The following is a 12,295-nucleotide window of genomic DNA, read 5'->3' as shown; positions in this document are numbered from 1 at the left end:
CCCGGCACCGCGGGGCCCGGGGGCCGGCCGCCCCGGTCAGCCCGCCGGCTTCTCCCAGACCGAGACGTGGCCGCGGCTCTCGTGGGTGAACGGCTCGCGGGTCCACCCCTCCCACCGGTCGCGCAGCCGCATCCCGGCGAGGCGGGCCATCAGGTCGAGTTCGGAGGGCCACACGTACCGGAACGGGTAGTGCTCGTACTCGGGGCGCCCGTCCACGAGGGTGACGTAGTTCGAACTCATCCGCTGGGTGGCGGTGTCGTAGACGTCGAACGCCCATCCGTCCGCGTCGACGCGGAACGGCACGGCACGCTGCCCGGGCGGCAGGAGACGCAGTTCGGGCACGCCCACCTCGATGACGAAGCAGCCGCCCGGCTCCAGGTGCGCGGCGGCGTTGCGGAAGCAGTCGACCTGGGCGTCCTGTGTCGTCAGGTTGTTGATGGTGTTGAAGACCAGATAGGCGACCGAGAAGGTGCCGGGCACCCGGGTCGTCGCGAAGTCGCCGATGGTCACGCCGACCGTGTCCCCGCCGGGTTTGGCGGCCAGCCGGGAGGTCATGGCCCGGGACACGTCGATGCCGTGCACCGGGACGCCGCGGGCCGCCAGCGGCAGCGCGACGCGGCCGGTGCCGATGCCGAACTCGAGGGCCCTTCCCCCGCCCGCCAGTTCGGCCAGCAGGTCGACGGTCGGGGTCAGCACCTCGGGTGCGAACCTGTCCGCCACCGATGCGTCGTAGTGCGCGGCGACGCTCTCGCCGAATACGCCGTCCTCGTCAGACATGCGAGGGACCGTACCGCGCGTCAGGCCGTCGGCGCCCGCCATTTTCCGCGCGTCAGGAGCGTGTAGAGCAGTGCGGCCGTGACGAGACCGGCCGGCAGGGCGAGGTCCACTCCGCCGAGAGCGCGGGCGATCGGCCCGGTGTAGAGGGTGTTGACGCACAGGGCGGAGACGGTGACGCCACCGGCGAGGGCGAGGGCGCCGGCCGGGTTGACGCCGGCGGTGTACCAGAAGGGGCCGCCGGGGGTCTCGTCCATCAGCGCGGGACCGTCGTAGCGGTTGCGGCGCAGCACGATGTCCGTGGCGTAGACGGCCAGGGCGGGTCCGAGCAGGACGACGGTGAGCTGGAGGACGTTGCTGACCGTGTCCAGGAAGTCGGAGGCGAGGAGGCCGTACAGGGTGAGGGCGACGGCCGCGGTGCCGTCGGCGAGCACGCTGAGCGAGCGGCGGATGCGGATGCCGACGGCCTGGAGCGCGAGGCCGGCACTGTAGGCGGTCAGGGCGTTGATGGCGATCGTGCCGAGGACCAGGGCGAGCAGGAGGAGGGGGCCGAACCAGTCGGGCAGCAACTGCCGCAGGCCCGCCTGCGGGTCCGTCATGTCGACCACCGTCGCGGCGAGTGCGCCGAGGGAGCAGACGGCCGCACCGGGCAGGAAGCCGCCGAGGAAGGTCCAGCCGACGACGGACCGGGCGGGCGCGGTGCGCGGGAGGTAGCGGGAGAAGTCGGCGCTGGTGGTGTACGACAGCGGGGCGGACGCGATCAGGGTGACGCCGGCGGCCAGGACCGCCCACAGATCCGTGCCGGTGAGCGGTTCGGCCGGTACGTACGAGAAGTCGGTGTGCCGGAACACGCCCACGGCGACGACCGCGAAGGCGGCCGTCAGGGCCAGCGTGATCGGGAGGTACAGCTTCATGATCATGGCGTGGCCGTAGACACCGATGGCCAGGGTGAGCGCGGCGACCACCATCACCACGGCGACCTTCACACCGGTGTTCGCGGTGATGCCGGCCATCTCCACCAGGGCGAAGGCCGCGGTGGCGGCGGCGGCCAGGTTCAGCGCGAAGTAGCAGACGGAGATCAGCCAGCCCACGACGGCGTTGTTGACCCGGTTTCCGCGCACTCCGTACATCGCGCGGGTGATGACCTCGCTCGGGGCGCCCGCCGCCGGCCCGGATATGGAGAGCAGACCGGTGAGCAACCAGAAGAGGTTGCCCGTCACGATCACCGCCAGCGCCTGCCACAGGGTCAGGCCCATCAGGATCAGGGCGCCCCCGGTCACCAGGCTCAGGTAGTTCACGTTGGCCGCCGCCCACACCGAGAACAACTGCCGGGGCCTGCCGTGGCGTTCGTGGTCGGGGATGTGGTCGATGCCGTGCGCCTCGACGCGGCCGGCCCGGTCCGAGGGGGGCTGCGGCGGCGGTGTCTCCCGAGCGGTGCCGGTGCCGGGTTGCGGGTCGGGGATCGTGGACGCCATGCGGCTCCTCCGGGTGCTGGTAACCCACCTGCTTGCTTGTTGGTCGCACACTCAATAGCATCGATTCCATGCCGTCAAGCGTTCCGAACAAGCGAATCCGCAAGTCTCCCGCCGCCAGACGTGCGGAAATCGTTGCCGCAGCGTCAGCCGTCGCGCTGAGCGAAGGACTGGAGTGCATCACCTTGCGGCGGATCGCCGAGGAGCTGGCGGTGCGTCCCGGACTGATCAGCCACTACTTCCCGGCGGTGGAGGATCTGGTGGCGGAGGCCTACGGCGACGCCGTCGGCGCGGAACTCGACGCCCTCCTCCCGGCCGACCGGGCCGGGGCCTCGCCGACCCGGCATCTGGCGCGGTTCTTCGCGCGGGCGACCGGGCCGGCGTTCGACGACATCAGCCGACTGTGGCTCAACGCCCGGCACCTGAGCCGCTACCGGCCCGCGCTGCGCGAGCGGGTGGCCGTCCAGGAGGCGGCCTGGCGCGACCGGCTGGAGTCGCTGATCCGCGACGGCGTGGAGCAGGGGGAGTTCCGCACCGACGACCCGATGGTGGCCGCCATCCAGATCCTCGTCGTCCTCGACGGCCTCGGCATGCTCGTCAACAGCGCCGACACCGAGGACGACCCACCCGCGGTGCGGCGGCTGCCCATCACCACGGCCGAGCGTGAACTCGGCCTAGCCGAAGGCGCCCTGACGGCCGCCGACACCGACTGACCCGCCCTTCCAGGAGTGACTGTGCGTACCTCTCTCGTTCTGCTCTCGGCCCGGCTGCTCGACCCGGTCACCGGGGAGTTCCTGCCGCAGACCGCGCTGGCCGCGGCCGACGGCCGGATCTCCGCCCTCGGTGACGACCGGGAGATCCGTGCGCTGGCGGACGCCTCGACCACGGTGGTCGACCTGAAGGGCGCCGTGGTGACACCGGGCCTGGTCGACGGGCACATCCACCCCGTCACCGGCGCCGAACTGACCCACGGGCTCGACCTGTCGGGCTGCACCGACATCGACGCGGTGCGCGCGGCACTGGCCGGCGCCGTACGGGACCTGTCCCCCGGCGCGTGGCTGCACGGCTGGGGCCTGGACCCCAACGTCTTCGGTGACCGCCCGGTGCGGACGGCGCCCTTCGACGCGGTCCTCGACGGCGTGCCCGCGCTGCTGCTGCTCTTCGACGCGCACTCGATGCTGGCCAGCCGGCGGGCCCTGGAGCTGGCCGGGGTGGACGGTCCGCGCACCTTCGACCAGGCCACCGCCGAGGTGGTGTGCGACGCCGACGGGCGCCCCACAGGTCTGCTGCTGGAGGACGCCGCCTGCGAGCTGGTGGAGCGGGTCGCCCCGCAGCCCACGCGCGCGGAGCGCCTCGACCGGCTCGCCGCGGCCCTGCGCGCTATGGCGGCCACCGGCCTGACGGGCGGCCACGTCATGGACGCGAACGGGGACAGCCTCGACTTCTTCGCCGAGCTGGACCAGGCGGGACGGCTGCCGCTGCGCCTGCGGGTGGCGCCCTGGTGCCAGCCGGGCACCGACGCGGACGGGGTGCGGGCGCTCGTCGAGGGACAGGGCAGGGGCGGCCGGCTCTGGCGTACCGCCGGCGTCAAGATCTTCATGGACGGGACCGTCGACAACGGCACCGCCTGGCTGGAGCAGCCGGACTGCCACGGCGAGTCCCGGCACGCCTTCTGGCCGGACCCCGAGGAGTACACCCGGATCGTCGGCGAACTGCACCGGGCTGGCGTGCCCACGGCCACGCACGCGATCGGCGACGCGGCCGTGCGCCATGTCCTCGACGCGGTCGAAAAGGCCCGGGCGAGCGGCGGGCGCGGGGTGCGTCACCGGGTGGAGCACATCGAGACCGTGCCGGACGACACCCTGCGCCGGTTCGCCGAGCTGGGTGTCGTGGCGTCGATGCAGCCCACCCACTGCTGCGACTTCACCCGGGCCGACCACTCCGACAACTGGTCCCGGCGACTGGGCGAACCGCGCGCCTCACGGGCGTGGCGGTGCCGGGACCTGCACGACTCCGGCGCCGTCGTGGTCCTCGGCTCCGACTGGCCCATCGCGCCGTACCCGCCGCTGGGTGTCATGGCCGGGGCCCGCCACCGCCGCCCGACCCGTGATCTCAGCCTGCCGCCGCACGGCCCGGACCAGGCCCTGTCGGCGTTGGAGGCGCTGCGCGGCATGACCGTCAACGCGGCTTACGCGGCCGGCGAGGAGCACGAGGCCGGGCGGATCGCGGTCGGTCACCGCGCCGACCTGACCGTGCTGGCCGCCGACCCGCTCACCGTGCCGGCCACTGAACTGGCCGATGTTCCCGTGCTGTTGACGGTCGTCGACGGCGAACCGACCCATCGTGCCGCGCAGGTGTGACCCGTCGGCCGGGTTGCGTTCCGAGGCTCCGCGGGCAGTGAGGTGGTGTCCGAGGCCGTGAGGCGGGGAGTGCTGTGAGGCAGGGAGTGGGCGATGGCGCGGCTACTGGTGGTGCAGAACGGACCGGGCGGCGGGCCGGGCCGGTTCGGTGACTGGCTGACGGCGGAGGGGACGGCGCTGGACGTGGTGCGCGCCCATGCCGGCGCCCCGCTCCCCCGGCGCCTGGCGCACGACGGCGTCATGGTCCTCGGCGGCGGTTATCTGCCCGACGACGACGTCCGCGCGCCCTGGCTGGCGCCCACCCGCGCGCTGGTCGCCGAGGCACTGGAGCGGGGCGCCCCCGTGTTCGGCATCTGCCTCGGCGGACAGCTCCTCGCCCAGGTCGCGGGGGGCACGGTCCGCGGCGAGCACGGCGCACCGGAGTTCGGCAGCACGCCGCTCACCCTGCGACCGGAGGCCGGGGACGATCCGCTGCTGTCCGGGCTGCCGCGGCGGGTGACCGCCGTCGAGCACCATGTGGACGCCGTCACCGCCCTGCCGCCGGGCGCCGCCTGGCTGATGGAGAGCGAGCGGTGCCCGTACCAGGCGTTCCGGGTCGGCGACCGGGCCTGGGGCGTGCAGTTCCACCCCGAGGCGGACGCGGCCCGGGTCCGGTCGTGGAATCCGGAGCGGATACGCGCCCGGGGCCTGGACCCGGTGGCGCTGGCCCGCCGGGCGGAGCGCGACGAGCCCGCCGCCCGGACGGTCTGGCACGAGGTCGCCCGGCGCTTCGCCGCCGTCCTGCGAGGCCGGGGCGGCGGGTGAGCGCTCGGCGGCGGTTCGGGGGCGGTCAGGCGGGGGTCCGGGCGGTCAGGCGGCGAAGGCGCCGCCGTCCCCGAAGGCCAGCGCGGCGAAGCGCTCGCCCATGCGGCGATGGGTGGCGGCGTCCGGGTGGACGTTGTCCGGCAGCGGCAGCTCGGCCGCGTCCGCCTCGCCGTAGAGTTCGCGGCCGTCGAGGTGGTGCAGGTTCGGGTCGTCGGCCGCCCGCTGGGCCACGATCCGGGCCAGCTCGTCCCGGATGACGTTCAGGGTCAGCTTGCCGCTCGCGCGTTCCGCCGGGTCGCCGGTGGCCACGAAGCGCAGCCGTCCCTCGGCGGCCTCGCTGAAATCGGGTGCGAGGGGGCCGGGCGTGTCCTCGTGGACGGGGCACAGCACGGGCGAGACGACCAGCAGCGGGGCGGTGGGATGGCCTTCGCGGACGGTGTCGAGGAAGCCGTGCACGGCGGGGCCGAAGGCACGCAGCCGCATCAGGTCGGCGTTGACGACGTTGATGCCGATCTTGACGCTGATCAGGTCGGCGGGGGTGTCGCGCATGGCCCGGGCGGTGAACGGGTCGAGCAGGGCGCCGCCGGACAGGCCCAGGTTGACCAGTTCGACGCCGCCGAGGGAGGCGGCGAGGGCGGGCCAGGTCGTGGTGGGGCCGGCGGCGTCGGAGCCGTGGCTGATGGAGCTGCCGTGGTGCAGCCAGATCCTGCGGCCCGGGTCCGGGGCCGGCCCGACGGGCGCGTCGGCGCGCAGCGCGACCAGTTCGGTGGTCTCGTTGTGCGGCAGCCAGATCTCGACGGTCTTGTCTCCCGGGGGCAGATCCGGGAAGCGGAGGGTGCCGACCGGTCCGGGCTCGAGGGACGCGGTGCCGGCGGTCATGTCGATGGTCAGCGTGTTGCCGCCGGCGACCGTGCCCTGCCCCGCCGGACGTCCGTCGACGAGCAGGTCGTACACGCCGTCCGGGCGGGGCGGGGCCCCGGCGTAGACCCGCTTGGTGGGCAGCGTGTCCAGCTCCAGGACGGTGGCCCGGGTGCGCAGGGCCAGGCGTACGCCGGAGGGCTGGGACTCGGCCATGGCCAGCTGTCCGTCGGTGTTCTGGGCGCGGGCCCGGGCGGGCAGCCGGTGCGGCAGCAGACCGTGCGGGGTGCGCTCCAGGTCGAGGGCGCCGCGGACGAGGTCCGGGGTGAGGGGGGTGCTGATCAGGTCGCCGTGGGCGTGCATGTCTTCTCCGGCTGTGGGGGTGTCGGTGCTCGTTACGGGGCCGAGGGGGCCGGCCAGTTGCGCAGCAGGGCGTCGAGGGCGTCCACGATGCGGGTCCAGGTCTGCTGGGTGTCGGGGGCGCTGTGGCTGAAGCCGCCGCCCATCTCGAGGCTGACGTAGCCGTGGAAGACGCTGCCCAGCAGGCGGACGGCGTGGGTCTGGTCGGGCTCGGTCAGGTCGTAGCCGCGCAGGACGGCGCGGGTCATCCGCGCGTGGCGGACGCCCGCGCTGGCGGCCGCCGTCTCGGGGTCCAGGCGCAGCTGCGCCGCGGCGTAGCGGCCGGGGTGTTCGCGGGCGTAGTCCCGGTAGACGTCCGCGAAGGCGGCGAGGGCGTCCTTGCCGGCCCGCCCGGCCAGCGCCGTGGCGGCCCGGTCGGCCAGCTCCTCCAGGGCGAGCAGGGCGATGCGGGTCTTGAGGTCCTGGGAGCTGCGCACGTGCGAGTACAGGCTCGCGACCTTGACGTCGAACCGCCTGGCCAGCGCGGAGACCGTCACCTGGTCGAAGCCGACCTCGTCGGCCAGTTCCGCGCCCGCCCGCACCAGGCGTTCCGTGCTCAGACCCACGCGCGCCATAACCATCCCTCCGTTTACCTGAAGCGATTATGCGTTTGCCTAATAGCTTTAGGCAAGCCGGACGCAGAGGCTGAGGGCGGAGACCGGTGGCCGCGTGCGGGCCGTTCGCGTCACGCGACTACGATCACGCGATGATCGAAGGACGACTGACCAGGTTGCGGGCGCTGCGGTCCGAGGACGCGGCGCATCACCTCCGGTGGCGCAACGACCCCGAGGTGGTGCGCTGGGCGGCCGCCGGCGACCCGTGTTTCGGCCCCGTCACGGCGGAGGCGGTCGCGCTCGCCTTCGACACCATGCTGCGGCTCAGCCCCCGGGAGTCGGCCGTGTTCACCGTCGAGGACGCGGCCGAGGGCGGGGCGATAGGCATGGCCGACTACCGCGACCTGGACCCGTACGCCGGAGTGGCCACCCTGGGCGTCACCATCGGCGAGAAGGAGTTCTGGGGCCGCGGTCACGGCTCGGAGGCACTGCGCCTGCTCATGGACCACCTGTTCGGCGCGTACGGCCTGCACCGGCTGGAGCTGGACACCTGGAGCGGCAACGAGCGCGCCGTGCGCTGCTTCCTCGGGCTGGGCTTCCGGGAGGAGGGCCGGCGCCGTGCCGCCGTGCTGACCGACGGGCGGCGGCACGACCGGGTGCTGTTCGGCATCCTGCGCGAGGAGTGGGCGGGCCTCGCGGCCGCCACCGGCCGGCCGTGAGCCTCGGCCCCGGCACGGCGGCGCCTCGGCGGCGGGGGACGCGTCCGGCGGCGGGGCGCTGGCGTCCGGCGGCCGGGCGGTGGCGGCGTTCGGCGGCAGGGCGGTGGCGGCGTCCGGCGGCAGGGCGGTGGCGGCGTCCGGCGGCAGGGCGTGGCATTCGTGCCACCTTTCGACGGGATAGTGCCACGGTGCGCGAGGGCCCCCGCGACCTGCGGTTCAATGGGTCGGCGGCGGGCCGTGGCCGCGGCCGCCGATCCGTGAGGAGGTCCGATCCGGCCGTGCACACCGTCGCCGTTCTCGCCCTGGACCAGGTGATCCCGTTCGACCTGTCCACGCCGATCGAGGTCTTCACCCGCACCCGGCTCCCCGACGGGCGCCCCGGCTACCGGATCCGCGTGTGCGCCGAGCACCCCGAGACCGACGCCGGGGCCTTCACCCTGCGCGCGCCCTGGGGTCTGGACGGCCTGCGGGACGCGGACACCATCATCGTGCCGGGCACGGCCACTCCCGGCGGCGCGCTCTCCCCCGCCGTCATCGAGGCGCTGCGCGCCGCCGCCGCCGAGGGCACACGCATCGCCTCCATCTGCTCGGGCACCTTCCCGCTCGCCGCCACCGGGCTCCTCGACGGCCTGCGGGTCACCACCCACTGGGCCGCCGCCGACGTCCTGGCCGCCGCGTACCCGGCGGTGGAGGTCGACCCGGACGTGCTCTACGTGGACAACGGCCGGATCCTCACCTCGGCCGGCGCCGCCGCGGGACTGGACCTGTGCCTGCACATGATCCGCCGCGACTACGGCTCCGCGGTCGCCGCCGACGCCGCCCGGCTGTCGGTCATGCCGCTGGAACGCGAGGGCGGCCAGGCCCAGTTCGTTCCGCACGACACCCCGCCCACACCCCGCGGCTCCGCTCTCGAACCGCTGCTCGCCTGGCTGCGGGACAACCTCTCCCGCGACCTCAGCCTCGCGGACATCGCCGGCCACGCCGGGATGAGCACCCGCACGCTGATCCGCCGGTTCCGGGACCAGACCGGTTCCACGCCGCTGCAGTGGCTGCACCGGGCACGCGTCCGGCAGGCGCAGCACCTGCTGGAGACCACGGAGCACTCGGTGGAACGCATCGCGGCACAGGTCGGCTTCGGCTCGCCCACCTCGTTCCGCGACCGCTTCAAGCGCACCACCGGGGTCAGCCCGCACGCCTACCGGCGCACGTTCGGCCGGCGGCCGGTGCCGGACGCGGGCGGCCGGGGGGCCATGAGCACGGGTGGTCGGGAGGCATGAGGGCGGGCGGTGCGGGGACCCCGTTCCCATGGCACAGCCCCATCTGGTCACCTTCGGGCACGGCACCGCGGACCGCGCCGCGCTGGCCGAGCTGCTGAGGGGCGCCGGCGTCTCCACCGTGGTCGACGTCAGGACCGCGCCGGGCAGCCGCCGCGACCCCGACCTGCTGCGGGAACGGCTCGCCGAGTGGCTGCCCGAGGAGGGCCTCGCCTACCGGTGGGAGCGGCGGCTGGGCGGGTTCCGCAAGCCGGCCGCGGACTCGCCCGACGTGGTGTGGCGCAACACGTCGTTCCGCGGGTACGCGGGCCACACCCGTTCGCCGGAGTTCGTCACCGCCATGGACGAGTTGCTGGAGGCGGCGGCGCGGGAACGCACCACGGTGATGTGCAGTGAAGCGGTGTGGTGGCGGTGCCACCGGCGCCTCATCGCCGATTTCGCCGTCCTGGCCCGCGGTGTCCCCGTGGACCACCTCATGCACGACGGACGCCTGACGGCCCACTCCCCCACCCCGGGCGCCCGGCTGCGCGAGGACGGTCTGCTGGTGTACGACGACGAGGACGCGGCGGAGGCGGCGGTGGCGAAGCACGCACGGCCGTAGGGGCCGCGCCGCGCACGGACGCCGAGGCGGAGGCGGAGACGGATGAGCACGCGACGCGAGGACGGACCCGGCCGGAAGGACGGCGACCGGGGCCCGGTGCCGGTCGGTTCGGCCGGTTCGGCCGAGGACGCCCCGTCGGTCGGGCCGGTCGAGTCGGAGCTCGACCTGCTGTACGCCGCGCCGCCGTCCGACTTCGTCTCCCTCCGCGAGCGGCACGCCGGGGCCGCCAGATCGGCCGGCCGCAAGGAGGACGCCCGCCGTCTGCACGCGGCCCGCCGGCCCACCCTCGCGGCGTGGGCGGCGAACCTGCTGACCCGTTCCCTGCCCGAGGAGAGCCGGCGGTTCCTGGAACTCGGCCGGGCGCTGCGCGAGGCGTACCGCGCCCTGGACGCCGACGGCCTCAAGGAGTTGTCCGCACAGCGGCGCAGCGTCGTGACCGCCCTGTCCCGGCAGGCCGCCGACCTCGCCCGCGAGGCGGGGCACCCCTTGTCCGAAGGGGCGCGCCGGGAGGTCGAGTCGACGCTGCTGGCCGTACTCGCCGACCCGGCCGCGGCGGAGCAGTGGGCCGGTGGGCGCCTGACCGGCTCGCTCACCCCGCCGTCCGAGTTCCCCTCGGGCGGTGGCCGGGCCGGGCCCGCACCACGTGAGCGGCCCACCCGTCCCCACGCCCCTCCCGAGGGCCCGGCGGGGGACGAACTCGCCGAGCGGCGCCGCAGACGTCGCCAGGAGGAACAGGCCCGCGCGGAGCGGGCGGCGGAGCGGGCCGCGCGGGAAGCACATGACCGGCGCGCTGAGCGGGAGGACGCCGACGCCGCGTCCCGGCGGGCCGGCGACGCTGTCGACCGGGCACGCGAGGAGGTGTCCGCGGCCGAGCGGCGGCTGCGTGAGGCGCACGCGGAACTCGCCCGGGCCGAGCGGGAACTGGGCACGGCACGCGAACGGGAGCACACGACCGCGCAGGCCCTGGACCGGGCCGAACGGGAGGCACGTGACGCGGCGCACGAGGCCGACCGCACGGCCGGGCGAGCCGAGCGGCGGGACCCGCGGGACTGAGTACCCGTACTCATGAGACACCCTCCCCGTCCGGGGGAGGCTTGCCCTGTCAGTCGTCACGAGGGAGTCACCCATGCGTCGCACCGGCCGAGCCGTCCGACCGTCAGCCCGCCACCGAGTCCGCGCGGCCTGCCCCGCGTTGGGCCTCGCCCTGGCCTGCGCGGCCGCCGCCGCGGCACTGAGCGGCTGCTCCATGGAGGAGGCGACCTGCGGCGGCGGCGAGTACCCCGTCATCTCCGTCGGCGGCACCGGCAGCGCGTGCGTCCCGAACGGTGAGGAACCACCCGAGGGTTACACCCGTTATCCGGAAGGAAAGGTCCCCGAGCACGTCGGTGACGAGTGGGACACCTACTGGCAGACGCACACCGTCGACGAGGACGGGAACATCGTGGAGGTGCCGGAGGGCCAATGAGCCCGGGGTGTTCGCGGACCGAACGCACGCACGAGGAAACACGGCGGGACATACCGCGGTGACCGCCATACGTGGTATACCGGCCGAGCGCCGATCGGACATGGTCCTCATGTCCCGCGCCCGAAGTCCCGTAGTTCCTCCCGAGCCTTCACGGCCGCGAATCGAGGAGAGTGGAAGCATGTCCGAGAGCACGACACAGCCCGCCACCCAACTGGCATCGCAGTACAGCGTCCAGGTGACCGACGACCTGGAGCGCAACGTCAAGGAGCAGGAGCGGGTCAGCGCCGAGATCGCCGCGCTCCAGCAGCAGTTGGCCGGGCTGCAGCACGACCACGCCCTGCTGGTGAACATGCAGCAGGCGCTGGGCATCACGCCGCCGTCGGCCGCCCAGGACGCCGCCGACACCGCCGCCGGCACCGACACCGCGCCGGACACGGCCGACGCGGCATCGGTGCCCGCGCCCCGCGACGGCGCCGCCACGGAGCCCGCCGCCAAGCGGACGCGGGGCCGCAAGAGCGCGGCGGCGCCCCGGCGCGCCGCCGCCCCGAAGCCGGGCGCCAAGCCGGCCTCCAAGTCCACGGCCAGGTCCAGGTCCGCGGCGAAGCCGGCCCCCGGACAGGCCGCGAAGACGCCCGCCGGGCAGGGCGCGAAGTCGTCCGCCAGGACGGGCGGGAAGCGCGCGGCGAAGAAGCCGTCGGCGAAGGGCTCCGCCGCCGAGCAGGCCACCGCCCAGCCCACCCTGGTCGAGCTGGTGCGCGCCCACCTCGCGGAGCAGAGCGAGCCGCGTTCCGCCGCCGAGGTCGCCACGGCACTGGGGCGGGCCAACACCGGGCGGAGCATCAAGAGCACGGTCGTGCGCACCACGCTCGAGGGGCTCGTCGCCAGGAACCAGGCCCAGCGCACCAAGCAGGGCACCTCGGTCTACTACACCGCCGCCGACGCCCCGCGGGCGGCCGAGCAGCAGGACACAGGTGCCGAGGCGGAGCCCGCCGAGAAGAAGGACTGACGGCCGCCG

13 protein-coding genes are annotated in these 12,295 nt (G+C 74.6%); 9 read left to right on the top strand and 4 right to left on the bottom strand.

Annotated features, from left to right (window positions below):
* Positions 1-36: 36 nt before the first annotated feature.
* Entirely contained in the window at positions 37-777 is a 741-nt protein-coding gene (locus ACFZP7_RS31720) for a class I SAM-dependent methyltransferase (RefSeq protein WP_031015286.1), read from the bottom strand.
* Between the two features lie 20 nt (positions 778-797).
* Complete coding sequence (locus tag ACFZP7_RS31715; RefSeq protein ID WP_385637422.1) at positions 798-2,249, bottom strand: purine-cytosine permease family protein; 1,452 nt, start codon at positions 2,247-2,249, stop codon at positions 798-800.
* Positions 2,250-2,431: 182 nt separating this feature from the next.
* Between ACFZP7_RS31715 and ACFZP7_RS31710 the strand changes: the two genes are divergently transcribed.
* The 3 genes from ACFZP7_RS31710 to ACFZP7_RS31700 all read left to right on the top strand — a co-directional run bounded on the left by ACFZP7_RS31710 (position 2,432) and on the right by ACFZP7_RS31700 (position 5,410).
* Positions 2,432-2,959 carry a TetR family transcriptional regulator C-terminal domain-containing protein gene (locus tag ACFZP7_RS31710; protein ID WP_371321392.1) on the top strand — a complete coding sequence of 176 codons (528 nt, stop codon included), beginning with the start codon at positions 2,432-2,434 and terminating at the stop codon, positions 2,957-2,959.
* A 21-nt stretch (positions 2,960-2,980) separates the two neighbouring features.
* Positions 2,981-4,606 (top strand): amidohydrolase, encoded by a 1,626-nt coding sequence (locus ACFZP7_RS31705; RefSeq protein ID WP_385637420.1) that lies wholly within the window; start codon positions 2,981-2,983, stop codon positions 4,604-4,606.
* A 93-nt stretch (positions 4,607-4,699) separates the two neighbouring features.
* The gene (locus ACFZP7_RS31700; protein WP_385637417.1) at positions 4,700-5,410 is read left to right on the top strand and encodes a type 1 glutamine amidotransferase; all 711 of its coding nucleotides are present in this window, start codon (positions 4,700-4,702) and stop codon (positions 5,408-5,410) included.
* A 45-nt stretch (positions 5,411-5,455) separates the two neighbouring features.
* Here ACFZP7_RS31700 and ACFZP7_RS31695 read toward each other — a convergent pair whose 3' ends face one another.
* The gene (locus tag ACFZP7_RS31695; protein WP_385637414.1) at positions 5,456-6,631 is read right to left on the bottom strand and encodes a GDSL-type esterase/lipase family protein; all 1,176 of its coding nucleotides are present in this window, start codon (positions 6,629-6,631) and stop codon (positions 5,456-5,458) included.
* A gap of 32 nt (positions 6,632-6,663) precedes the next feature.
* Positions 6,664-7,242: a TetR/AcrR family transcriptional regulator gene (locus ACFZP7_RS31690; RefSeq protein WP_019327898.1), complete on the bottom strand. Its 579-nt coding sequence runs from the start codon at positions 7,240-7,242 to the stop codon at positions 6,664-6,666.
* Between the two features lie 131 nt (positions 7,243-7,373).
* Between ACFZP7_RS31690 and ACFZP7_RS31685 the strand changes: the two genes are divergently transcribed.
* From ACFZP7_RS31685 to ACFZP7_RS31660, 6 genes are all read left to right on the top strand, one after another.
* A complete protein-coding gene (locus tag ACFZP7_RS31685; RefSeq protein ID WP_385637412.1) occupies positions 7,374-7,940 on the top strand; it encodes a GNAT family N-acetyltransferase in 567 nt (188 codons plus the stop codon).
* 278 nt (positions 7,941-8,218) lie between these two features.
* Positions 8,219-9,217, top strand: coding sequence for a GlxA family transcriptional regulator (locus ACFZP7_RS31680; RefSeq protein ID WP_385637409.1), 999 nt, complete (start codon positions 8,219-8,221; stop codon positions 9,215-9,217).
* Positions 9,218-9,245: 28 nt separating this feature from the next.
* The gene (locus ACFZP7_RS31675; RefSeq protein WP_385637406.1) at positions 9,246-9,815 is read left to right on the top strand and encodes a DUF488 family protein; all 570 of its coding nucleotides are present in this window, start codon (positions 9,246-9,248) and stop codon (positions 9,813-9,815) included.
* Positions 9,816-9,857: 42 nt separating this feature from the next.
* Positions 9,858-10,868 (top strand): hypothetical protein, encoded by a 1,011-nt coding sequence (locus ACFZP7_RS31670; protein WP_385637405.1) that lies wholly within the window; start codon positions 9,858-9,860, stop codon positions 10,866-10,868.
* Positions 10,869-10,941: 73 nt separating this feature from the next.
* The gene (locus ACFZP7_RS31665) at positions 10,942-11,280 is read left to right on the top strand and encodes an SCO0607 family lipoprotein (RefSeq protein WP_385637402.1); all 339 of its coding nucleotides are present in this window, start codon (positions 10,942-10,944) and stop codon (positions 11,278-11,280) included.
* 178 nt (positions 11,281-11,458) lie between these two features.
* Entirely contained in the window at positions 11,459-12,286 is an 828-nt protein-coding gene (locus ACFZP7_RS31660; protein ID WP_385637399.1) for a hypothetical protein, read from the top strand.
* Positions 12,287-12,295 lie beyond the last annotated feature (9 nt).

Source organism: Streptomyces sp. SudanB5_2050 (genome assembly GCF_964272335.1).
Taxonomy (GTDB): Bacteria; Actinomycetota; Actinomycetes; order Streptomycetales; family Streptomycetaceae; genus Streptomyces; species Streptomyces rochei.
The sequence above is the reverse complement of the archived record's forward strand: the minus strand, read 5'-3'. Positions and strand labels throughout refer to the sequence as shown.